This window comes from Achromobacter sp. FW305-C-30-7 (assembly GCF_058783105.1).
Window position 1 is genome coordinate 26,410 of the sequence record NZ_JBYSYI010000002.1, and the last position, 21,368, is coordinate 47,777.

General features: G+C 67.3%; 17 protein-coding genes. 4 read left to right on the forward strand and 13 right to left on the reverse strand.

The genetic code is table 11. The annotated features are described in order from the left end of the window. Positions 1-170: 170 nt before the first annotated feature. Positions 171-4,088 carry an ATP-dependent RNA helicase HrpA gene (gene hrpA / locus AC3WOB_RS07060; RefSeq protein ID WP_492274627.1) on the reverse strand — a complete coding sequence of 1,306 codons (3,918 nt, stop codon included), beginning with the start codon at positions 4,086-4,088 and terminating at the stop codon, positions 171-173. Between the two features lie 216 nt (positions 4,089-4,304). Between hrpA and argA the strand changes: the two genes are divergently transcribed. From argA to AC3WOB_RS07075, 3 genes are all read left to right on the forward strand, one after another. After that, the gene (gene argA, locus AC3WOB_RS07065) at positions 4,305-5,663 is read left to right on the forward strand and encodes an amino-acid N-acetyltransferase (protein WP_492274628.1); all 1,359 of its coding nucleotides are present in this window, start codon (positions 4,305-4,307) and stop codon (positions 5,661-5,663) included. Positions 5,664-5,759: 96 nt separating this feature from the next. Continuing rightward, positions 5,760-6,032: an oxidative damage protection protein gene (locus tag AC3WOB_RS07070; protein WP_013392664.1), complete on the forward strand. Its 273-nt coding sequence runs from the start codon at positions 5,760-5,762 to the stop codon at positions 6,030-6,032. Between the two features lie 147 nt (positions 6,033-6,179). After that, complete coding sequence (locus tag AC3WOB_RS07075; RefSeq protein ID WP_492274629.1) at positions 6,180-8,132, forward strand: phosphocholine-specific phospholipase C; 1,953 nt, start codon at positions 6,180-6,182, stop codon at positions 8,130-8,132. A 96-nt stretch (positions 8,133-8,228) separates the two neighbouring features. Here the strand turns inward: AC3WOB_RS07075 and phoU are convergent, their stop codons facing one another. The 5 genes from phoU to AC3WOB_RS07100 all read right to left on the reverse strand — a co-directional run bounded on the left by phoU (position 8,229) and on the right by AC3WOB_RS07100 (position 14,585). Next, on the reverse strand, positions 8,229-8,951 hold the full coding sequence (phoU, locus tag AC3WOB_RS07080) for a phosphate signaling complex protein PhoU (protein WP_013392662.1): 723 nt from the start codon (positions 8,949-8,951) through the stop codon (positions 8,229-8,231). 172 nt (positions 8,952-9,123) lie between these two features. Then, complete coding sequence (rpiA, locus tag AC3WOB_RS07085) at positions 9,124-9,804, reverse strand: ribose-5-phosphate isomerase RpiA (protein WP_492274630.1); 681 nt, start codon at positions 9,802-9,804, stop codon at positions 9,124-9,126. A 37-nt stretch (positions 9,805-9,841) separates the two neighbouring features. Continuing rightward, complete coding sequence (locus tag AC3WOB_RS07090) at positions 9,842-11,503, reverse strand: isovaleryl-CoA dehydrogenase (protein WP_492274631.1); 1,662 nt, start codon at positions 11,501-11,503, stop codon at positions 9,842-9,844. 64 nt (positions 11,504-11,567) lie between these two features. Further along, the gene (locus tag AC3WOB_RS07095; protein ID WP_013392659.1) at positions 11,568-13,097 is read right to left on the reverse strand and encodes an amidase; all 1,530 of its coding nucleotides are present in this window, start codon (positions 13,095-13,097) and stop codon (positions 11,568-11,570) included. Between the two features lie 105 nt (positions 13,098-13,202). Then, on the reverse strand, positions 13,203-14,585 hold the full coding sequence (locus AC3WOB_RS07100; RefSeq protein WP_013392658.1) for a DNA recombination protein RmuC: 1,383 nt from the start codon (positions 14,583-14,585) through the stop codon (positions 13,203-13,205). Between the two features lie 140 nt (positions 14,586-14,725). On the opposite strand from AC3WOB_RS07100, the gene AC3WOB_RS07105 reads away from it, so the two are divergent. Beyond that, on the forward strand, positions 14,726-15,424 hold the full coding sequence (locus AC3WOB_RS07105; protein WP_013392657.1) for a PhoP regulatory network YrbL family protein: 699 nt from the start codon (positions 14,726-14,728) through the stop codon (positions 15,422-15,424). A 33-nt stretch (positions 15,425-15,457) separates the two neighbouring features. On the opposite strand, the gene AC3WOB_RS07110 is transcribed toward AC3WOB_RS07105, so the two are convergent. The 7 genes from AC3WOB_RS07110 to AC3WOB_RS07140 form a co-directional block, all read right to left on the reverse strand. Next, the gene (locus AC3WOB_RS07110; protein WP_013392656.1) at positions 15,458-16,144 is read right to left on the reverse strand and encodes a DNA-3-methyladenine glycosylase; all 687 of its coding nucleotides are present in this window, start codon (positions 16,142-16,144) and stop codon (positions 15,458-15,460) included. 46 nt (positions 16,145-16,190) lie between these two features. Beyond that, positions 16,191-16,547, reverse strand: coding sequence for a Spx/MgsR family RNA polymerase-binding regulatory protein (locus tag AC3WOB_RS07115; protein WP_013392655.1), 357 nt, complete (start codon positions 16,545-16,547; stop codon positions 16,191-16,193). After that, positions 16,544-17,353 carry an ABC transporter permease subunit gene (locus tag AC3WOB_RS07120; protein WP_013392654.1) on the reverse strand — a complete coding sequence of 270 codons (810 nt, stop codon included), beginning with the start codon at positions 17,351-17,353 and terminating at the stop codon, positions 16,544-16,546. Before AC3WOB_RS07120 ends, AC3WOB_RS07115 begins: the two co-directional genes overlap by 4 nt. Further along, complete coding sequence (locus AC3WOB_RS07125; protein WP_013392653.1) at positions 17,350-18,270, reverse strand: ABC transporter permease subunit; 921 nt, start codon at positions 18,268-18,270, stop codon at positions 17,350-17,352. The genes AC3WOB_RS07120 and AC3WOB_RS07125 overlap by 4 nt, the downstream gene beginning before the upstream one ends. Continuing rightward, positions 18,267-19,394 carry an ABC transporter ATP-binding protein gene (locus tag AC3WOB_RS07130; protein WP_492274632.1) on the reverse strand — a complete coding sequence of 376 codons (1,128 nt, stop codon included), beginning with the start codon at positions 19,392-19,394 and terminating at the stop codon, positions 18,267-18,269. The genes AC3WOB_RS07125 and AC3WOB_RS07130 overlap by 4 nt, the downstream gene beginning before the upstream one ends. Positions 19,395-19,400: 6 nt before the next feature. After that, complete coding sequence (locus tag AC3WOB_RS07135; RefSeq protein ID WP_492274633.1) at positions 19,401-20,504, reverse strand: polyamine ABC transporter substrate-binding protein; 1,104 nt, start codon at positions 20,502-20,504, stop codon at positions 19,401-19,403. Between the two features lie 144 nt (positions 20,505-20,648). Continuing rightward, positions 20,649-21,317 (reverse strand): 3-deoxy-D-manno-octulosonic acid kinase, encoded by a 669-nt coding sequence (locus tag AC3WOB_RS07140; RefSeq protein WP_492274953.1) that lies wholly within the window; start codon positions 21,315-21,317, stop codon positions 20,649-20,651. Positions 21,318-21,368: the final 51 nt, after the last annotated feature.

The window sequence follows — 21,368 nt, forward strand, 5'->3', positions numbered from 1 at the left end:
GAAGGAGTCGCCGAAGGCGAGGACGAGGATGAGGCAGGGGGAGTCCGGAGCGAACGCTCCGGACCGCAATCGTGGGCGCGAGCCGCCACGCCGCCCGCGCCGAAGGGCGACCTACGAAGAACCCGCCCGACAATAAACCACAATAGAAATATAGAGAATCACAAAAGCGATCAACGCTTCAGTGACTCCCAACTCTTCATCAACCGTTTGACAGAAACCGGCATAGGCGTCCGCAACTCCTGCGCAAACAACGCCACCCGCAGCTCCTCCAGCAGCCACCGGAACTCATCCAGCCGCGGATCCGGCGCCCCCTTCAACGCCGACCGCGCCCGCTGATACTGGGTCAGCAAGGGCGCCATCTCCGCCACCAGCTTGGCATCCCTGCCCGGATCCGCCCGCAGCTTGTCGATACGCGCCAGAACCGCCTTCAGATACCGCGGAAAATGCGCAAGCTGCGCATACGGCGTATCGCGGATGAACCACTTGGGCATCAGCGCCCCCAGTTGCGCCTGCAAGTCCGCATAGGCCGACGCATGCGGCTTGGCCTGCGGCAGCTTGCGCTGCACCGCCGCCCACTCCGTCAGCACCGCCCCCGCCAGCCGCGCCACTTCCTGCGCCAGGAGGCCCAGCCGGCCCTTGCCCTCGGCCCGTCGGGCCTCGAACTGCTGCTCGTTCACCGGCCAGGGTTCGGCCAGGCAAGCCTGCCCCAGCGCGCAATCGATGATCTGGTCGCGCAGCTCTTCCTGCGTCCCCAGCGTCATGTAGAGCATGCTGATCTTGGTCAGGTCGGTGAGGTTCTTTTCCAGGAACTTCACCTGCTCGCGCAAGCCCAGCCGGAACAGCTTGAGCAAGCCCGCCCGATGATGCTTGCGCGCTTCGTCGGGATCGTCGAACACGTCCAGGTCGCAATGCGCGCCGCGGTCCACCAGCGCCGGATAGCCGATCACCGACTGCCCGCGCCGCTTGATCTCCATGATCTCCGGCAAGGGACCGAAGGACCAGGAGGTCAGGTTCTCATGCGCCAGCGCCTGGGCGACCTGGGTGTCGCTGGCCGCCAATTGCTGGAATGTAGCCTGCGCCTGCTTGCCGAATTCGGCGCGCAGCTGCGCCAGGTTGCGCCCGGCCGCCAGCATGCGGCCATGCTCGTCCACCACCCGGAAATTCATGAACAGGTGGGCCGGCAAAGTCTCCAGCTTGAAATCGCCCGCCGCCGGGCGGACCTGCACCTGGTCCCACATATCGGCGATGATCGCGTCCACCAGCCCCTGCTGCGGATCGGCCTGGCGCTCGAACCAGCGCTCGTAGAAGCCCGCCGCATAGTCCGGCAGCGGCACGCAATGGCGGCGCAGCTTCTGCGGCAGCGACTTCAGGAGCAGATGCACCTTCTCCTTGAGCATGCCGGGCACCAGCCATTCGCAGCGCGCCGGATCGATCTGGTTGAGCGCGAACAGCGGCACCGACAGGGTCACGCCATCGCGCGGCGAACCCGGTTCGAAGTGGTAGTCCAGCGCCATCGACACGCCCTGCCATTCCACCTTCTTGGGGAAGACATCGGTCGTGACGCCCGCGGCCTCGTGTCGCATCAGCTCGTCGCGCGTCAGCATCAGCTTGGCGGCGGAGGCCTTGTCCAGCCCCGACACCCACTTTTCCAGCGAGGCCGTCTGCGAGATGTCGGCCGGCAACTGACGATCGTAGAAGGCGTGGATCAGCTCGTCGTCGACCAGGATGTCGGGGCGGCGGGTTTGGTGTTCCAGCTTCTCGATGCCCGCGATCAGCTTGCGGTTGTGCGCCACGAACGCCAGCCGCGTGTCGATCTCGCCAGGCACCAGGGCCTGGCGGATGAACAGCTCGCGGGCGTGGGTCGGATTGACCCGGCCGTAGTGGATGCGCCTGCCCGTGTAGATGGTCAGCCCGTAGAGCGTGGCCCGCTCGTTGGCCGCCACCTGCCCCGCCTTCTTTTCCCAGCGCGGGTCGGACCAGTTCTTGCGGATCAGGTGCGCGCCGACCTTTTCCAGCCACACCGGATCGATCCGCGCCACGCAGCGCGCGTACAGGCGCGTGGTCTCGACCAGTTCGGCCGCGACGATCCAGCGCCCCGCCTTCTTCACCAGCCGTGAGCCGGGGTGGATATGGAAGCGGATCTCGCGCGCGCCCTGGTAGTGGCCGCCTTCGTCGCTCTTGAAACCGATATTGCCCAAGAGGCCCGACAACAGCGCCATGTGCAACTGCTCGTAGGTGGCCTCGGTCTGGTTCAGGCGCCAGCCCTGCTCGCCCACCAGGGCGGCCAGCTGGGTATGCACGTCATGCCATTCGCGCAGCCGGATCGGCGACAGGAAGTTCTGCCGCAGCAAGGCCACCAGCTTGCGCTGCGAGGCCTTGTGCTGCACCTGCTCGCCATACCAGCGCCACAGCTTCAGGAAGGAAATGAATTCGGACTTGTCGTCGGCGAACTTGGCATGCGCCGCCTCGGCCGCCTCGCGTTCCTGCATGGGGCGGTCGCGCGCGTCCTGCACCGACAGAGCCGAGGCGATGATCAACATTTCGGACAGGCACTGGTGCTCGCGCGCCGCCAGGATCATGCGGCCGATGCGCGGATCGACCGGCAGCTTGGCCAGTTCGTGGCCCGTCTGGGTCAACACGAAGGACGCGCCGGTGCGGGAGGCGTCGGCGTCGTCGTCCGCAGCCGACGCCAGCTCGATCGCACCCAGTTCCTGCAGCAGGTGGTAGCCGTCGGCCACCGCGCGGCCCGGAGGCGCCTCGACGAAGGGGAACTGCTCGATATCGTCCAGCTTCAGCGACTTCATCCGCAGGATGACCGAGGCCAGCGACGAGCGCAGCACTTCCGGATCCGTGAACGGCGCGCGGTTGTTGAAGTCCAGTTCGTCGTAGAGCCGGATGCAGACGCCCGGGCCGACCCGGCCGCAGCGGCCGGCGCGCTGGTTGGCCGAGGCGCGGCTGATCGGCTCGATGCGCAGCTGCTCGACCTTGTTGCGCCAGGAATAGCGCTTGATGCGCGCCAGCCCGCTGTCGACCACGAAGCGGATACCCGGCACCGTCAGCGAGGTTTCCGCCACGTTGGTGGCCAGCACGATGCGCCGCGCATTGGTGCGCGGATGGAAGATCTGCTCCTGCTCGGCCTGCGACAGGCGCGCGTACAGCGGCAGCACTTCGGTGCCGGCCGGATGGCGCTTGCGCAGCGCCTCGGCCGATTCGCGAATCTCGCGTTCGCCCGGCAGGAACACCAGCACATCGCCCGGGCCGTGGCGCGCGCATTCGTCCACCGCGTCGACGATGGCGTCGATCAGGTCGCGCTCCTCGTCGCCCGACATGCGCTCGCGGTCGCGGCCAGGCTTGGCCGGAGCGGCCTCGTCTTCCGCCAGTTCCTCGCGCACAGGGCGGTAGCGGACCTCGACCGGGTACAAGCGGCCGGACACCTCGATGACGGGCGCCAGCTTGTCCTCGGACGCGGCGAAGTGGCGCGCGAAGCGCTCGGCGTCGATGGTGGCCGAGGTGATGATGATCTTCAGGTCCGGGCGCCGCGGCAGCAGCTGCTTCAGGTAGCCCAGCAGGAAATCGATGTTCAGGCTGCGCTCGTGCGCCTCGTCGATGATGATGGTGTCGTAGCGGCGCAGGAGCGGATCGCGTTGCGACTCGGCCAGCAAGATGCCGTCCGTCATCAGCTTGATGGACGCGTTGGGGCCGGTGCGGTCGTTGAAGCGCACCTGGTAGCCCACTACCTCGCCCATGGGCGTGTTCAGTTCTTCGGCGATGCGCTTGGCCACCGAGGTCGCGGCCAGTCGGCGCGGCTGGGTATGGCCGATCATCTTCTGGCGGCCGCGGCCCAGTTCCAGGCAGATCTTGGGCAGCTGGGTGGTCTTGCCCGAGCCGGTCTCGCCGCTGACGATCACCACCTGATGGCGGGCGATGGCGCGCGCGATCTCCTGGCGCCGCGCGCTGACGGGCAGGTCTTCGGGGTAGGTCACCACGGGGATGGGCCGCTCGGGACGCGGCGCTCGGCGCGCATTCCGCGCTTCCGCGGCCGCCGCGTCCGCGCTCTTGGGCGCACGCGGGCTGGAGGATTCAGGCATGTACGATTTGTCCGGTTAGCCCGGCATTATAAATTTCCGCGGACGCCCTGGCGGCGCGCCGGGGCCAAACCGGAAAATCCGGCACCAAATTGGCACTCTTTTCCTCCTGCGCCGGGGCGCGACGGTCATATAATTTCGCCACGCCGTCGCCTGACGGCGCCATGGCGCGGCACTGCGCCGCGTTTTGACCGACTCTCAGGAATCCTTCCGCCCATCATGCCCGACCTGGAACCAGACACCGTCTCCGCCCTCGAAGCCCCAGAATTCGCACCCGCCCAGTTCGTCCGATGGTTCCGAGAAGTGGCGCCTTATGTGCATGCGTTCCGAGGCAAGACATTCGTGGTGGCATTCGGCGGTGAACTGGTGCAGGCCGGCGCGCTGAACGCGCTGGTGCAGGATCTGTCGCTGCTGTCCTCGCTGGGCATCCGCCTGGTGCTGGTGCATGGCTCCCGTCCGCAGGTCAACGAGCAGCTGCGCCTGAAGGGCTACACCCAGCAATTCGACCGCGGCCTGTCGCCCACCGACGCCGCGGCGCTGGAATGCGCCAAGGAGGCCGCCGGCGAAATCCGCCTGGACATCGAGGCCGCCTTCAGCCAGGGGTTGCCGAACACGCCCATGTCGCACGCCCACATCCGCGTGATCTCCGGCAACTTCGTCACCGCCCGCCCTACCGGCGTGCTGGACGGCGTGGACTACAAGCACACCGGCCAAGTGCGCAAGATCGACATCGACGCGCTCAAGTTCGCCATCGAAAAGGGCTCGTCCGTGGTGCTGCTGTCGCCGCTGGGCTTCTCCCCTACCGGCGACGCCTTCAACCTGGCCATGGAAGACCTGGCCACCAGCGTCGCCGTGGCGCTGCGCGCTGAAAAACTGATCTTCCTGTCCAGCTCGCAGGGCGTGCTGAACGACGACGGCACGCTGGACACCGAACTGGCCCGGGTCGATGCCGACGCCCTGCTGGCCGGCGGCGAACTCGACGAGGAAACCCATTCCTTCCTGCAATACGCCTCGCTGGCGGTCAAGCGCGGCGTGGCCCGCGCCCACCTGCTGCCGTTCGCGCTGGACGGCAGCGTGCTGCTGGAAATCTTCACTCACGACGGCGTGGGCACCATGGTGGTGGAAGACACGCTGGACGACCTGCGCGCCGCCACCATCGACGACGTGGGCGCCATCCTCAGCCTGATCGAACCGCTGGAAGCGGACGGCACCCTGGTGCCGCGCCCGCGCAGCGTGGTCGAACGCGACGTGGAAAACTTCACCGTGCTGGAGCACGACGGCGTCATCTACGGCTGCGCGGCCCTGCATACCTTTGCCGAAGAACAGATGGCCGAAATGGCCTGCCTGATCGTGCATCCGGAATGGCAGGGCTCGGGCGAAGGCGAAATCCTGCTGCGCCACATGGAGTCGCGCGCGCGCGCCACCGGCGCCAAGCGCCTGTTCGTGCTGACCACGCGGACCTCGCACTGGTTCATGAAGCGCGGTTTCGTGCAAGGCGGCATCGCCGACCTGCCGCGCGAAAAGCAGAACAACTACAACCGCTCGCGCAACAGCCTGGTCTTCATCAAGAAGCTGTAACACCCGGGCTACCCGCAGGGTCCGCAGGGGCTTGGCGCCATCAGGTCGCCAAGCCCGTTAAAATGCAGGATTACTCATTTCTTCCGGCAGCGAACCATGGCCCGTATCGTCAACTGTGTGAAATTGAAGCGTGAAGCCGAAGGGCTGGATTTTCCGCCCTATCCCGGCGAACTCGGCACCAAGATCTGGCAGAGCATTTCCAAGGAAGCTTGGGAAGAATGGAAGGGCATCCAGACGCGTCTGGTCAATGAAAACCGCCTGAACCTGGCGGACGCCCGCGCCCGCAAGTATCTGAAAGAACAGATGGAACGCTTCCTGTTCGAAGACGGCACCGTCGAAGCGCAGGGCTACGTTCCGCCCTCGGCCTGACCCGGCCGTGCTTTTCCGCCGGTCGCCGCTAGCGGCGGCCAACCCGATCCAGCCCCTCGCCCGCGAGGGGCTGTTCGTTTCCGGCCCCGGCTCCCGTCGCCAAGCCGGCCTTAAGATTCAAGCATCGCTGGCCGTATCATCGCTGTCATGAAAGAAGAATCGCGCCTGTCCCCGTCCGCCGCCCCCTCCTCGCCCATCGAACGCGCGCTCGGCATCGGGCCCGACCGCCGCACGGGTACGCTGCAGGACGTGCGGCACGTGGTGATCCTGATGCAGGAAAACCGGTCCTTCGACCACTATTTCGGCACCTTGCCCGGCGTGCGCGGATTCGCGGATCCGCATCCCGCCCCCACGCTGAGCGGCAATGTGCTGACGCAGGCGGACGGCGCAACACAGGTTCGGCCGTATGCCCTGCAGGCGGAATACGCCAGCGATGCGCAGGTGGGCTACATCACGCCGCATACCTGGGACGACGCGCAGCGCGCCTGGAACGACGGCCGCATGGATCAATGGCTGCCCGCCAAGAGCCGGCTGGGCATGGGCGCCTATCGCAGCGCGGAGGTGCCGTTCCAGACCGCGCTGGCAAACGCCTTCACCCTGTGCGACGCCTATCATTGCTCGATCCACGCCGGCACCAATCCCAACCGCCTGTTCCTCTGGACCGGCACCAATGATCCGCAAGGCCTGGCCGGAGGACCGGCGCTGGTCAACACGTTTGACCGCCCGGGCCCCGCCAGCGAAGGCTACGCCTGGACCACCTATCCCGAGCGCCTGCAGGACGCCGGCGTGGATTGGCGCATCTACCAGGACATGGCGGACAACTACCACGACAACCCGCTGGCCGGCTTCCGGCAATACCGGCGCCAGCATGCGGGCGCGGCCGGCGACGCCCCCTTGCGCGACCGCGGCCTGTCCACTTGCACGCTGGACCAACTGGCCCGCGATGTCGCCGACGGCACGCTACCGCAGGTGTCGTGGATCATTGCGCCCACGGCCGATTCCGAACACCCCGAGGTCTCGTCGCCGGCCCGGGGCGGCGCCTACACGGAGCGCGTGCTGGACATCCTGACCCGCAATCCCGAGGTCTGGAGCCGCTGCGTGTTCTTCGTCACCTACGACGAGAACGACTGCTTCTTCGACCACATGCCGCCGCCCGCGCCGCCGGCCCGCGCAGCCGACGGCCTGTCGGGTGGCCTGTCCACGGTCGAGCTGGACGGCGAATACCATGACGCGCGCCACGGGCCCAGCGCCGCCACGCCGGACGACCCCACCGGCCTGCACGGCCGCGGATTCGGCCTGGGGCCGCGCGTGCCGATGCTGGCGGTCTCGCCCTGGAGCCGCGGCGGCTGGGTCAATTCCCAGGTGTTCGACCACACCTCGGTGATCCGCTTCCTGGAGGCGCGCTTCGGCGTGCTCGAACCCAATATCAGCGCTTGGCGGCGCGAGATCGCCGGCGACCTGACCTCGGCCTTCGATTTCGCCGGGGACCATATCGCGGCCCCTTCAGGCCCGCGGCGGGCCTGCGCCCTGCCGTATGCGCTGGAGATCCAGGGCAGGATGGCCGCCGACGGCGGACACTACCGGCTGACCCTGCGCAACCCCGGCGCCGCGGGCGCGGTGCTGCATGTCTACGACCGCCGCGCGCTGGAACTTGCCCCGCGCCGCTATACCGTGGGCGCAGGCGCGCGGCTGGACGACGGCTGGCGCCTGCACGATGGCGGCGCCTATGACTTGTGGCTGTTGGGTCCCGACGGCCTGCACCGGCAGTTCCGCGGCGATGCGCGCGATGCCGGCGCACTGGAGGCGCAAGTCACGCCGACGGCGACTGGCCTGAGCCTGCGTCTCGTCAATCGCGGCGAGGCGCCGCAGCCGGTGAAAGTGGAGTCGCGCATAGGCGACGGCTGGTGCGCCATGGCGCACGTGCAGGCGGACGGCGCGCTGGAACTCGCCTATGGCGGTTGCCAGGGGTGGTACGACCTGGAGATCAGCGCGCCCGCCATGCCGGCCTTCTGCCGCAGGCTGGCCGGCCGCATCGACGCCGGCAAACCCGGCCTGCCAGACCCGCGCCTGCAAGCCGGGGCCGCGCTGCCGCTGGACTGACGCGAGGCGCCTGACGCCTCGCGCCTGGCGGCGCCGCGACGCAATCTTCGACGCCAAACGCCCGGCGAGAACCCGCCGGGCGTCCGACAGCGATGATTACTCTTCCGTGCCCTCTTCTTCTTCGCCGCGCGCCAGGCGCTCGGTGTTCTTCACGCCGGTGTGGCGCACGTCGGCACCCTTGACCATGTAAATGACGCGCTCGGACATGTTCTTGGCGTGGTCGCCGATGCGTTCCAGCGCGCGCGCGATGAAGATCATGTCGATGGCGCGCGAAATGGTGCGCGGATCTTCGATCATGTAGGTGATCAGGTGGCGCAGCGCGCCCTTCCATTCCTTGTCCACTTCCTTGTCGCTGCGCACGACGGCCGCGGCCTGGATGGGATCCAGGCGGGCGAACGCGTCCAATGCCTGATGCAGCATGGTGCGGACAGCGGCGGCCATGTGGCGCAGTTCGATCACCGGAATATGGCGCAGTTCGGCTTCGTGGATGCGGCGCGCGACGGTGGCGACCTTCTCGGCTTCATCGCCGGAACGCTCCATGTCGGTCAGCATCTTGGACACGGCCATCAGCATGCGCAGGTCGATGGCGGTGGGCTGGTGGCGCGCCAGGATGCGGCTGATGCTTTCGTCGATTTCGACTTCGTGGCGGTTGACTTCCTTTTCCCGCTCACGAACCTTGTCGACCAAGGACATGTCGCCGCTGGCGAGCGCGTCGATGGCCTCCTGGATCATGGCTTCCACCAAGCCGCCCATTTGCAGGAACTGCGAACGGACGCTTTCGAGGTCCGCATCGAACTGCTTGTTTGTATGCTCCGACATCCGGGCTCCCTGCGTGGTTGGTCTCATTGCACTGCCCTGAAAAAAGGAAATTACAAGGTGGGCCTGCACAACCCGCAAGGTTATGACCCAAGTGTGACAGGATTATGAATGCGCCCCCGGGCGCCTGCAAGGCAAGGCGGCCGGGGTGCCGGATCAGGAGCCGCGGCAGGTCTCAGGCGCGGCGATCCAGGCGGCGGATGCCGTTCTGCGTGGCCAGCAGCGCCACGTCGGCGCCGGCGATCGCGAACAGGCCGCAAGTCACCACGCCCGCCAGGTTGTTGACCCGGGCTTCGAGGCCCTGCGCGTCGGTGATGGACAGGCCGGACACGTCCAGGATGATGTTGCCATTATCGGTGACGAATCCCTCGCGCAGCTTGGGCTGGCCGCCCAGCGCCGCCAGGGCGCGCGCCACGGACTCGCGGGCCATGGGAATGACTTCGACCGGCAGCGGGAACTTGCCCATGGTCTGCACCAGCTTGGATTCGTCGGCGATGCAGATGAAGCGCTCGGCCACCGAGGCCACGATCTTCTCGCGCGTCAGCGCGCCGCCGCCGCCCTTGATCATGTGCAGGTTGGCGTCGATCTCGTCAGCGCCGTCGACATAGATCGGCATCGTCGTGATGTCGTTCAGGTCCAGCACCTTCAGTCCATGCCCGGCCAGCCGGGCGGCGCTGCGCTCGGAGCTGGCCACCGTGCCGCCGATCCGGCCCTTGAAACGGGCCAGGCCATCGATGAAGAGATCGGCCGTGGACCCCGTGCCCACGCCGATGATGGCGTCCGGGCCGGCGACCTGTTCAACGAATTCCAGGGCCGCGTCGGCGGCTTGCTGCTTGAGTTCTTGCTGGGAAAGCATGGCGAAAAATGCGGGAAGGTTGCTCGAGCCAGGAAATTTAGCATGCGGCGGCGGGCCACGCCCGCGCCAGGATCGCCTGGGCATCCGTGCCGGCGGCGAGTTCGCCGAACACGCCGCCGCGCGTGTTCAGGCGGCTGGCGGCGAAGGCTTGCGCCACCGGCGCGGGCGCATGCTGGATCAGCAAGGCGGCCTGCCACAGCCGCGCCAGACCTGCAGCGATGCGGCGCGCCTGGAACTCGGCCTGGGCCTCGTCGGCCAACAAGGCCCGCCAGCGCGTCAGCGCGTCGTCGAAGTCCTGGTACTGCCCCGTCGCCTGCCCGAACTCGCGCTCCAGTGCAGGCAGCGCTGCGGCCTCGCGCTGCAAGGCCCGCAGCACGTCCAGCGCCATCACGTTGCCGGAACCTTCCCAGATGGAGTTGACCGGCGTTTCGCGGTAAAGCCTGGGCATGGGACCGTCGTCCACGTAGCCGTTGCCGCCGCAGACCTCCATGCATTCGGCCACCGCGGCGATGGCGCGCTTGCAGACCCACAGTTTGGCGGCGGGCGTACCCACGCGGACCAGGGCCCGCGCTGAGGCGTCGGCGCGTTCGTCCACCGCGCGCGCCAGCCGCAGGCCCAGCGCCATGGCCGCTTCGCTTTCGAGCGCCAGGTCGGCCAGCACGTTGCGCATGAGGGGCTGCTCGATCAGGGGCTTACCGAAGGCGCGCCGATGCCGCGCATGATGGACCGACTGCACCAGCGCCTGCCGCAGCAGCGCCGCGCTGCCCAACACGCAATCCAGGCGCGTGGTGGCCGCCATCTCCAGCAGCACCGTCAGGCCGCGGCCCGGTTCGCCCACCATGACGCCCCAGGCGTCCTCGAATTCGACCTCGGCGCTGGCATTGCTGCGATTGCCAAGCTTGTCCTTCAGCCGGCGCACGCGCACCGCATTGCGCGGCCCGTCCGGTATCCAGCGCGGCACGAAAAAGCAGCTGAGCCCTTCATCGGTCTGCGCCAACACCAGGTGTGCGTCGGCTTGCGGCACCGAGAAAAACCATTTGTGTCCGACCAGCAGATAGGCGCGTCCACGGCCGGCCGCGCCCACCGGCGTGGCGCGCGTGGTGACGGCGCGCAGGTCGGAGCCGCCCTGCTTTTCGGTCAGGCCCATGCCGATGAGGGCCGAGCGCTTGGCGGCCAGCGGCGCGTCGGCGCCGTCGAACTCGCGGGAATACAAGGCGTTCAGCCACTGCCCGCCGAAATCCACCACGCCTGGGGGTTCGCGCTGCAGCAGCGGCACCGCCGCGAAAGTCATGGTGGTGGGACACAAGGTGCCCGCCTCGACCTGCCCCTGCATCACATAGGCGGCTGCCCGCGCCACCTGCGCGCCCGGCTCGGGCTGCGCCCAGGCGCGGCTGTGCAGGCCGCGCGCCATGATGCCGCCCATCAGCAGATTCCATGACGGGTGGAATTCGACGCGGTCGATGCGGTGGCCGCCGCGGTCGTAGCTGATCAGGCGCGGCGGGCAGCGGTTGGCCTGGGCGCCGGCCTCCAGCGTCTGCGCCCGGCCCAGCCAGGCGCCATGCGCCGCCAAGTCTGACACCCAGGCTTGCGCGCCTTCGCGCCGCACCGCCTCGCGCAAGGCCGGATCGGTCTCGTACAGGGAGTAGTCCTCCAGGGGCGGCACCTGGTTGGATACGGCGTGCGTCGCAAACGATGACATGGCGGCTCCCTGGATCGGTCCATTGATGCGCCGCTGGCCCGCGGCGCGGTCTGCCCCTTGCGCCCTACCTGGCCATCGGCGCCACCAGGGCCCAGGGCCGCAGCGCCTCGACCTGCGCCGCCAGTTCCAGCAGCATCGCCTCGCTGCCCAGCGGCCCCATGACTTGGATGCCGATGGGCAGGCCGTCGGACGACATGCCGAAAGGGATGGAGATGGCGGGCATGCCGGTCAGGTTGGCCAAAGGCGCAAACGGCGAATAGCCGATGACGCCCTTCTTGCCCAAACGGTAGGCCAGGTAGTCGGCATTGTCCATGGCGTAGCGGCCGATGGGCGCCGGCGGCTGCGCCAGCACCGGGCTCAGGAACAGGTCATAGCCCTGCGCGCCGTCGCGCTCCAGGAAGCGGCCGACCCGGCGCGTGATCTCGTGGCAGGTATCGACGCAGGCCACGTATTGCGCGCCGGAGATCGCGCGGGCGTATTCGCGCGCGCCCAGCGTGGTCGGCTGCAGTTCATCGGCGGCCAGCCGTCGGCCGCGCGCGGCCACGAAGGCGTCGATGGCATTGGCCGCCGCGCTTGCGATCAGCGGCAGCATGGGCGACAAGACCTCCTCGGAGCCCACCGGCGGCGCGGCGGGCGCCAGTTCATGGCCCAGCGAAGCAAAGAGGCGGACGGCCTCGTCCACCGTCGCCGCCACTTCGGGATGGATGGCCTCGCCCTCGTAGGTCGTGTTGACGAAGGCGATGCGGCGCCGTGCGGCCGACTGCGGATCGGCCGCGATGCGCGCCACCACGGCGCGGTAGGAGTCCGCGGGCAGCGCCGGCGCGGCATAAGGCGCGCCCACGTCGGCGCCAGCGCTGATGTCCAGCGACGCCGCGCAGTCGCGCACCGACAGGGTCATCATGTGTTCGGTGGCCAGGCCGCCCCAGCCCTCTCCCTTCAGCGGGCCCAGCGGCATCAGGCCCCGCGAGGGCTTCAGGCCCAGCACGCCGCAGCAGGACGCAGGAATGCGGATCGACCCGCCGCCATCGCTGCCATGGGCGATGCGCACCATGCCGCTGGCCAGCGCCGCGCCCGCGCCGCCGCTGGATCCGCCCGCGCTGTGGCCGGTCTTCCAGGGATTCTGCGTGGCCGGGCCGTAGACCGGGGATTCGGTGGTGGGACTCAGGCCCAGCTCTGCGCTGGTCGTGCGGCCGAACGGAATCAGGCCGGCGCGGCGGTAGCGCTTGACGATCTCGGCGTCGACATTCCATACCACCTGGCCATAAAGCACCGAGCCCATGGCGCTGGGCAGGCCCAGCGCGGCGGTGCCCAGGTCCTTGAGCAAGGTGGGTACGCCCAGGAACGGACGGTCCTGCAGCTGCGCCGAGCGCTGCGCCTGCGACATACCGGCGAGATCCTCGTCCAGCGACTGCGCCAACCGCAGGCCGATTTCCGCCTGCAGGCCGCAGGCGGCGTTGATCGAGGGATTGCGGGCCGCCACCCGGTCCACCGCCTGCTGCATCGCAGCAAGCGCAGTGGTGGCCCCTTGCGCGATATCGGCGCCCAGCGCCGTCGCGTCCAGGGTGGAGGAATCATGGCGTTCAGCGGTGCTCATGCTTGCAATGCTCCAGGTGTCGACGGCGGATCGCCGCTAGCGCCAGGATATCGGCAGTCGCGGCGGGCAACAAGCGCGCGCCCCTGCGATGCCGTTTCGGCCGGATCAGTTCGGGCCCGCGGCCTGCAGCCCCTCCTGGTCTTCCTCGTCGTCCGCGGCAGCGCCCTCGTCCACCGCGCCCAGCAGGAGCCGGGCATCGGCTTCGGGCAGCGCCTCGACGGCCTTCAAGTTCTTGAGCATGGCGCGGGTACGGACTTCCGTCTGGCCGATCTTGTTGCTGGCGGTGTCCAGCGTCTTCTTGACGCTGGCCAGGGATTCGCCGAACTTGCCGAATTCCGTCTTGACCGCGCGCAGCACCTGCCAGACCTCGGACGAGCGCTGCTCGATGGCCAAGGTGCGGAAACCCATCTGCAGGCTGTTCAGCAACGCCGCCAGGTTGCTGGGGCCGGCCACGTTGACGCGCAGGTCGTGCAGCTTGTCCAGCAGGCCCGGGCGGCGCAACACCTCGGCATACAGGCTTTCGGTGGGCAGGAACATGATGGCGAAGTCGGTGGTGTGCGGCGGCGCCACGTACTTCCCGGCGATCAGGCGCGCCTGCAATTCGACCGCACGGCCCAGCGCAGCCCCGGCGTTCTTCACGCCTTCGGTGTCCGCGGCTTCCTGCGCGTCCATGAGGCGCTCGTACTCTTCCTTGGGGAACTTGGCGTCGATCGGCAGCCAGACAGGTTCGCCGCCGTCGCCGCGTCCCGGCAGGCGGATGGCGAACTCCACCACCGCGTCGCTGCCCGGCACGGGCTTGATATTGCTGGCGTACTGGTCCGGCGTCATGTTGTCCTCGATCAGCCTGGCCAGTTGCACTTCGCCCCAGGTGCCGCGCGACTTCACGTTGGTCAGCACCCGTTTCAGGTCGCCCACGCCGGCAGCCAGCGCCTGCATTTCGCCCAGGCCCTTGTGCACGGCCTCCAGGCGGTCCGACACCAGCTTGAAGGACTCGCCCAGGCGCTGCTCCAGCGTGGCGTGGAGCTTTTCGTCCACGGTGCGGCGCATTTCATCGAGCTTGGCGCTGTTGTCGGTTTGCAACGATTGCAGGCGCTGATCCACCGTGGCGCGCACTTCCATCAGGCGCCGCTCGTTGATCTGGATGAGGCCCTGCAACTGCTCGGAGAAACCTGCGGCGAAGCGCGCCAGGGATTCCGCCGACTCCGCGCGCGCGGCCTGGGCATCGCGCGACAGCCCGGCGCGCAAGTCGCCATGCGACTGCGACAGTTCCACCCGCAGGGCGCGCGTGGAGTCCGCGAATTCGCTGCGCAGGCCGCGCTGGCCTTCCGCGATGTCGGAACGCAGCGCGCGCTCGGTCCGCTCCAGGCTTTCCAGCAGCGCGTCGAGCCGGTCGTCCCTTGCGGGCGGGCGCAGCCAGGCCAGCAAGGCCGCCAGAAAGGCCAGAACAGCGCCGCCCGCGGCGATCCAAAGCAGATGAATGTCGTTCAAAAGATGCGTCTCCAAAGCCGGGATTGTAGGACTCCGACCACGTCTTCCCAGGTAAATCCGACCGAGATTCGGCATCTGGCGGACTCATGCTCCGGCTCAAGGATTAAACTTGGGAGCATCCAAACAGGCTTGATCTCCTCTTGAACCCCGCAGATCCCCCCCTCTGTACGCCCGCGGCGTCTTTCCAGTCCATCTTCGGGCCGCTGGACCTGAACGCCGCCACGCCGCTCGCCTCCGGCCATGACCGGCACATCTTCCAGCACCCCAACATGCCGTCCTTGCTCGTCAAGGTCATGGACATGCGCGCCCGCGCGATTTACCTGGAAGCCCGCCCGTTCAAGCGCTGGTACAAGCAGTACCAGCGCGAAAGCGCGTACCGCGTCTACCTGACCGAACTCTACGAATACGTCACCACCACCACCCGCCCCTCGGGCGTATGGCAGGTGCCCATGGCGCGCATACTCGGCGTTGCCCAAACCACCCTGGGCCTGGGCCTGGTGGTCGAGAAAATCCGCGACGCCAACGGCAACATCGCTCCCACCGTGACGGACCTGGCCAGGGCGGGCAAGCTGGACGATGCCCTAGGCGCGCAGCTGGACGAATTCTTCCAGGACCTGGCCGACGCCCACGTGGTCCTGCACGACGTCTCCGCCAGCAATATCGCCTGCGGCCTGAACGCAGACGGCAAGCAGGGCCTGTACCTGATCGACGGCTTCGGCGGACTGCCCCTGATTCCGATCTATGCCTGGAGCAAGCGCCTGAACAGCCGGCGCGTCCAGCGCAAGTACGCGCGCATGCGCGCGGCCCTGGCCGAGCGCATCGCCAACGGCACTGTCTGAAGCGCCCGCCCAGACCGCGACCGCGCAGGTCAGTTACGGCTGCGGAGCCTGCCGCAGCACCACGCCCTGGCGGTCCACCCAGACATAGTCATGGCCGGCGCGCTGTCCGCGGCGCAACGGATTGCGCGTGCAGAAGGCGGCGTAGCCCGGGTCGACAAAGCGGTAGTGCAGATGTTCGTCCCGCCCCAGGGGTATGCCCAGGCGCGTGGTGCAGATCAGGGCCTCGGGCGATTCCCCCACATCCTCCACATACAGTGCCTGCGGATCGAAACGGCGCGCGTCCCAGTCCGGCACTTTCAGGCCCAGCGCCCGGCACAGCAGGGTCTGGCCGGCGCACAGGCCGGAGACCGGCCGCGGCCGCCCCTGCGCATCCGGATTCAACTGCAGCATGCGGGCCAGCGCCTGCGGTCCGGACAGCGTGTCCGTCCAGGGATAGGCGGATTTGATCAGCACGGCATTGCCCGGCCCGCCGGCGCTGAAGTTCAGCGAATCGCCGCCACGGGCGTAGTACATGTAGACCGTGCCGCCGTCCATGAACAGGGCCCGTCGCTTGTGCGTGTACCCCAGCGACGCATGGCTGCCCTTCTCTTCCAGGTAATAGGCTTCGGTCTCGATGATGCGGGCCGACAGCCACAGGCCGCCCACGCGGTGCCGGATGACCTTGCCCGGCAGCTCGCGCGCCAGCTGCAAGGCGTCGCGGTCGAAAAAGGCGTCGGGCAATGCCTGGCCGGCAGCGCCTGGCGCCTGGCCGGACTGGGCCCGCGCCTCAGGCGAACCGTTCGCCGTAGCGTTTTTCGCTGAAGCCAACGCTCACCTCGCCATCGGGCGTGACCGTAACCGGGCGGCGCACCAGCGCCGGGTACTCGGCGATCAATTGGCTCCACTGGGCATCGGTGTGCGCCGTCTTGCGATCTTCGGCCAAGTTGCGCCAGGTCATGGACGTGCGGTTGACCAGCTTTTCCCAGCCGCCGACCTGGTCCGCCCAGGACTTCAGCGTGGCCGCGGGCACCGGGTTGTCGCGGTAGTCCACGAACGCGTGGGCGACGCCATGCGCGGTGAGCCAGTCGCGCGCCTTGACGCAGGTGCTGCATTTGGTCAGGCCGTACAGGGTGGTTTGCTTCATTTGGATTCGGACTCCTTGCGCCATTGCATGCGGTTGGCCAGGATCACGCAAGTGCCGACCGCCAGGATGAATAGGGTCGCCAGCGCGTTGATCTCGGGTTTCAATCCCAGGCGCACCCGCGAAAAGACTTCCATAGGCAGCGTGCTGGAGCTGGGGCCGGACAGGAACGAGGCCAGCACCACGTCGTCCAGCGACAGGGTGAAGGACAGCAGCCAGGCCGAGGCGAGCGCCGGGGCGATCAGCGGCAGCGTGATCTTGAAGAACACGGTCATGGGCGTGGCGCCCAGATCCAGCGCAGCCTCTTCCAGCGAACGGTCCAGGTCACGGATGCGCGTCTGGATGACGACCGCGACGAAGGCCATGCACAGGGTCACGTGGCCGACCCAGATCGTGAAGATGCCGTTCTCCGCGGGCCAGCCCAGGCTGCCGCGCAGTTCCACGAACATCAGCAGCAAGGAAATGCCCAGCACCACTTCGGGAATGACCAGCGGCGCGCTGAGCATGCCCACGTACAGCGCGAAGCCGCGGAAGCGCCCCATGCGGCCCAGCACGTAACCGGCCCAGGTGCCGATGATGACCGCAGCGGTGGCGGTCATGGCGGCGATGCGGAACGACAGCCAGGCCGCGCGCAGCAGCGCGTCGTCGTTGAACAGCGAGTGATACCAGCGGAACGAGAAGCCGGTCCAGGACGTGACGGTGGGCGACTCGTTGAACGAGAACACCATCAGGCTGATGATGGGCACGTACAGGAAGAAGTACCCCAGCCCCAGCACCACGGCGCGCAAAGTCTTGTTGGGCCCGTTCATTTGCGGCCTCCGCTCGCCTGCTCCTGCTGCTTGACCTGGTTGTATTGGAAGACCACCAGCGGCACCAGCAGCAACAGCACCATCACGCAGGTCACGGCAGAGGCCATGGGCCAGTCGGCGTTGTTGAAGAATTCATTCCACATCACGCGGCCCATCATGAGCGTATTGGCGCCGCCCAGCATTTCCGGAATCACGTATTCGCCCACTGCCGGGATGAACACCAGCATGGCGCCCGCGATCACGCCCTGGCGCGACAACGGCACGGTGATCTGCCAGAACGCCTGCCAGGGCTTGGCGCCCAGGTCGTAGGCGGCTTCCAGCAGGCGCAGGTCCATCTTCACCAGCGTCGCGTACAGCGGCAGGATGAAGAAAGGCAGATAGGCGTAGACCATGCCGATATAGACAGCGACGTCGGTGCGGTAGATTTCCAGCGGGCTGGAAATGATGCCCAGGCCCTGCAGCAGGTTGTTGAGCAGGCCGTCGTTGCGCAGGATGCCCACCCAGGCGTACACGCGCAGCAGCAGCGAAGTCCAGAACGGCAGGATCACGCCCAAGAGCAGCAGGTTGCGCACCGCGGGCGACGAACGCGCGATGTAGTAGGCGATGGGATAGCCGATCAGCACGCAGAAGAGCGTGGTGATGGCGGCTATCTTCACCGAATTCAGGTAAGTGGCGAAGTACAGGCTGTCCGTGAAGAGCAGGATGTAGCCGCGCAGGTGCAGGCTGAACTGCACCGCCTCGTCCTTGAATTCGGCCAGCGAGGTATACGGCGGAATGCCGAACTTCAGCTCGGCGAAACTGATCTTCAGGACCAGCAGGAACGGCACCAGCAGGAACAGCACCAGCCAGGCGAACGGCGGCACCACCGCCAGCGCCCGGCCCGACGGCAACCAGTCGCGGGGCGAAAAGCGGATCATGACGCCAGCACCGTGGCGCTGTCGGCGTCCCAGCTGACGAAGATCTCTTCGTCGATGCCGGGCGCATCCATCTGGACCAGCAACTGGCTGGGCACGCTGGCCTCCACCGTCTTGCCGGAATCCAGGCGGATCTGATAGAGCGCGTAGCTGCCCATCCACGCCATGTGGCTGACCATGCCGTGGGCCCAGTTGTATTCGGCCTCGGGCTGCTCGCGCGACACCACCAGCCGTTCAGGCCGGATGGAGACGTGCACTTCCATGCCCAGCGGCTCGCTCACGCCATGGTTGACGAAGAGCGGACGGGTCAGTTCGCCGCACTCGATGGCGACGTGATCGGGCTCATCGACCACGATGGTCCCGGTGAACATATTGGTCGAACCGATAAAGCTGGCGACGAAGCGGGAATTCGGAAAGGCGTAGACGTCCTGCGGCGTGCCGCATTGGACGATCTGGCCTTCGGTCATGACGGCCAGGCGGTGGGCCATGGTCATGGCTTCTTCCTGGTCGTGCGTGACCATGATGCAGGTCACGCCGACCTGCTCCAGGATCTTCACCAGTTCGATCTGGGTCTTCTGGCGGATCTGCTTGTCCAGCGCGGACATGGGTTCGTCCAGCAGCAGCAGCTTGGGCCGCTTGACCAGGCTGCGCGCCAGCGCCACGCGCTGCTGCTGCCCGCCCGACAACTGGTTGGGCTTGCGGCGCGAATAGCCGGCCATCTGGACCAGGTCCAGGGCTTCGAACACGCGATCATGGATCTCGGCCCGGTCCACGCCTTCCTGCTTCAGGCCGAAGGCCACATTGGCCTCGACCGTCATGTGCGGGAACAGCGCGTAGGACTGGAACATCATGTTCACGGGCCGGCGGTATGGCGGCACGTGCGTGATGTCCTCGCCGTCCAGGAAAATCTGGCCCGAGGTGGACTCCTCGAAGCCCGCCAGCATGCGCAGCAAGGTCGACTTGCCGCTGCCCGAGCTGCCGAGCAGGGCGAAGATCTCGTTGCGCTTGACCGAGAGATTGACGGAACGGACGGCGACCACATCGCCGAAGATCTTTACGACATCGGAGATCCGGACGAACTCGTCCGGATCGGCCGAATGCTGCGCCGAGTAACGGCTATCGCTCATGATGACTTATCTTCCAGACTTCAGCTCGGACCACATCCGGTTTTGCAGGCGTTGGATGTTCAAGGGCAGCGCCTTGATCACGTACAGGGTCTTGGAGACCTCCGCCGGCGGGTAGATCATGGGGTTGTCGGCCACGTCCTTGACCACGTACTGCCGCGCCTCTTTGTTGGCGTTGGGGTAGAACATGGTGTTGGTGATGGCCGCGTGCACCTTGGGCGTTTCGATGTAGTTGATGAAGGCCAGCGCCTCTTCGGGATGCGGCGCATCCTTGGGGATGACCATCAGGTCGAACCAGGCGGGCGCGCCGCCCTTGGGAATGAAGTAGTTCACTTCATACGCCTTCTTGGCGTCCTGGGCGCGCTTGCGGGCGATCATCACGTCGCCGGAGAAGCCGTAGACCATGCACAGGTCACCCACGGCCAGCTCGTCGATGTAGCCGGACGAACTGAACTGGCGGATGTACGGGCGGATCTTCATCAGCACTTCCAGCGCGGCCTTGTAGTCGTCCGCGTTGGTGCTGTTGGGGTCCTTGCCCAGGTACTTCAGCACGGCCGGGAACACCTGGGCGGCCTCGTCCAGCATCGAAATGCCGCACTCTTTCAGCTTGGCGGCGTTCTCGGGCTTGAAGATCATGTCCCAGTTGGCCAGGTCCACGCCATCGCCCATGATCTGCTTGACCTTGGTGACGTTGTAGCCCAGGCCGTTGGTGCCGTAGCCCCAGGGGATGGCGTACTCGTTGCCGGGATCGACGGTGGCGACCAGCGCCATGATTTCGGGATCCAGGTACTTCCAGTTCGGGATCTTGGACTTGTCCAGCTTCTGGAACAGGCCGGCTTCGATCTGGCGCGAGGCGTAATGCGTGGACGGGACAACGACGTCATAGCCCGACTTGCCGGCCAACAACTTGGCCTGCAGGGTGTCGTTGCTGTCGTAGACGTCATAGCGGACCTTGATGCCGGTTTCCTTTTCAAAACCGGGAATCGTGTCCGGAGCCGTGTACTCGGCCCAGTTGTAGACGTTGACGACCTTGTTCTGCGCCACCGCAGCCGAAGAGGCCGCCGTAACCAGCATCGCCCCCAGCGCCCAGCGCATGCCCGCCCGTAATTTCATCACCAGCCCCCTTGCGTTATGCCGTATGTGACAGGAGTACCAAAAGGCGAAATGATAAAGCTTTTTAGCGATGACCTGCCCAACTTTGCCGGCTGATTGGCGCGATTTGGACCCAATGGCGGCAATTGGCCGCCCGCGCCCGGATCAGGGCTGGATTCCCACGCCCCAGGCCGTCCAGTAGCTGTCGCGCAGGCGCAGCCAGAAGCGCTCGCCTTCTTCCCCCGCCACCTTGCGCAGCGAGCGGCGCAGGCGTTCCAGGTTGGCCTCGCGCTGCCGGTCCGACAGGGCGCCTTGCGTGCCGCGGTCGAAATCGATCAGCCAGACGCGGCCGTCGCTGCCCACCAGGATGTTGAAGGCGTTGAGGTCGGCATGCCAGACGCCGGCCCGGTGCATGCGCACGATAGCCTCGGCCGCCGCCTGCCAGACCGGTTCGGCCAGCATCTGGGCCAGGGGCCGCACGCCGGGGATGCGCTCGACCACGATGGCGGCACGGTAGATCGGGCCCTGCCGCCAGTACGCGGCGGCCAGCGGCGCCGGCACCGCCAGGCCCTGCGCGCGCATGGCGGTCAGCAGGCGGTATTCGCGGAAGCTGCGGGTGCGGGCCTCGCCGTTCCAGAGATAGGCGTCGCGGCTGATGCGCGCGATCATCCCGCCGCGGCGGTAGCGGCGCAGCACGCCCTGCCAGCCTGCGCCCTGCACGAACCAGGCCGCCTGGCGCCCGCCGGCGTCCACCGGCCGTGCCCGCTCGCCGTAGTGCGCAGGGTTGAACAGGTCCGGGCCAGCCTCGGCCAGCCGCGAGGGATCGCTCAGCATGGCCCCGCCCAGCGGGCCGGACCAGGCCTGGCGCCGTTCGCCGGACCGGGA

Excerpts from the sequence above, each read along its gene's own strand:
- hrpA (WP_492274627.1), bottom strand. The coding sequence starts at position 4,088 with ATGCCTGAATCCTCCAGCCCGCGTGCGCCCAAGAGCGCGGACGCGGCG.
- argA (WP_492274628.1), top strand. The coding sequence starts at position 4,305 with ATGCCCGACCTGGAACCAGACACCGTCTCCGCCCTCGAAGCCCCAGAA.
- AC3WOB_RS07070 (WP_013392664.1), top strand. The coding sequence starts at position 5,760 with ATGGCCCGTATCGTCAACTGTGTGAAATTGAAGCGTGAAGCCGAAGGG.
- AC3WOB_RS07075 (WP_492274629.1), top strand. The coding sequence starts at position 6,180 with ATGAAAGAAGAATCGCGCCTGTCCCCGTCCGCCGCCCCCTCCTCGCCC.
- phoU (WP_013392662.1), bottom strand. The coding sequence starts at position 8,951 with ATGTCGGAGCATACAAACAAGCAGTTCGATGCGGACCTCGAAAGCGTC.
- rpiA (WP_492274630.1), bottom strand. The coding sequence starts at position 9,804 with ATGCTTTCCCAGCAAGAACTCAAGCAGCAAGCCGCCGACGCGGCCCTG.
- AC3WOB_RS07090 (WP_492274631.1), bottom strand. The coding sequence starts at position 11,503 with ATGTCATCGTTTGCGACGCACGCCGTATCCAACCAGGTGCCGCCCCTG.
- AC3WOB_RS07095 (WP_013392659.1), bottom strand. The coding sequence starts at position 13,097 with ATGAGCACCGCTGAACGCCATGATTCCTCCACCCTGGACGCGACGGCG.
- AC3WOB_RS07115 (WP_013392655.1), bottom strand. The coding sequence starts at position 16,547 with ATGAAGCAAACCACCCTGTACGGCCTGACCAAATGCAGCACCTGCGTC.
- AC3WOB_RS07120 (WP_013392654.1), bottom strand. The coding sequence starts at position 17,353 with ATGAACGGGCCCAACAAGACTTTGCGCGCCGTGGTGCTGGGGCTGGGG.
- AC3WOB_RS07125 (WP_013392653.1), bottom strand. The coding sequence starts at position 18,270 with ATGATCCGCTTTTCGCCCCGCGACTGGTTGCCGTCGGGCCGGGCGCTG.
- AC3WOB_RS07130 (WP_492274632.1), bottom strand. The coding sequence starts at position 19,394 with ATGAGCGATAGCCGTTACTCGGCGCAGCATTCGGCCGATCCGGACGAG.
- AC3WOB_RS07135 (WP_492274633.1), bottom strand. The coding sequence starts at position 20,504 with ATGAAATTACGGGCGGGCATGCGCTGGGCGCTGGGGGCGATGCTGGTT.
- AC3WOB_RS07140 (WP_492274953.1), bottom strand. The coding sequence starts at position 21,317 with ATGCTGAGCGATCCCTCGCGGCTGGCCGAGGCTGGCCCGGACCTGTTC.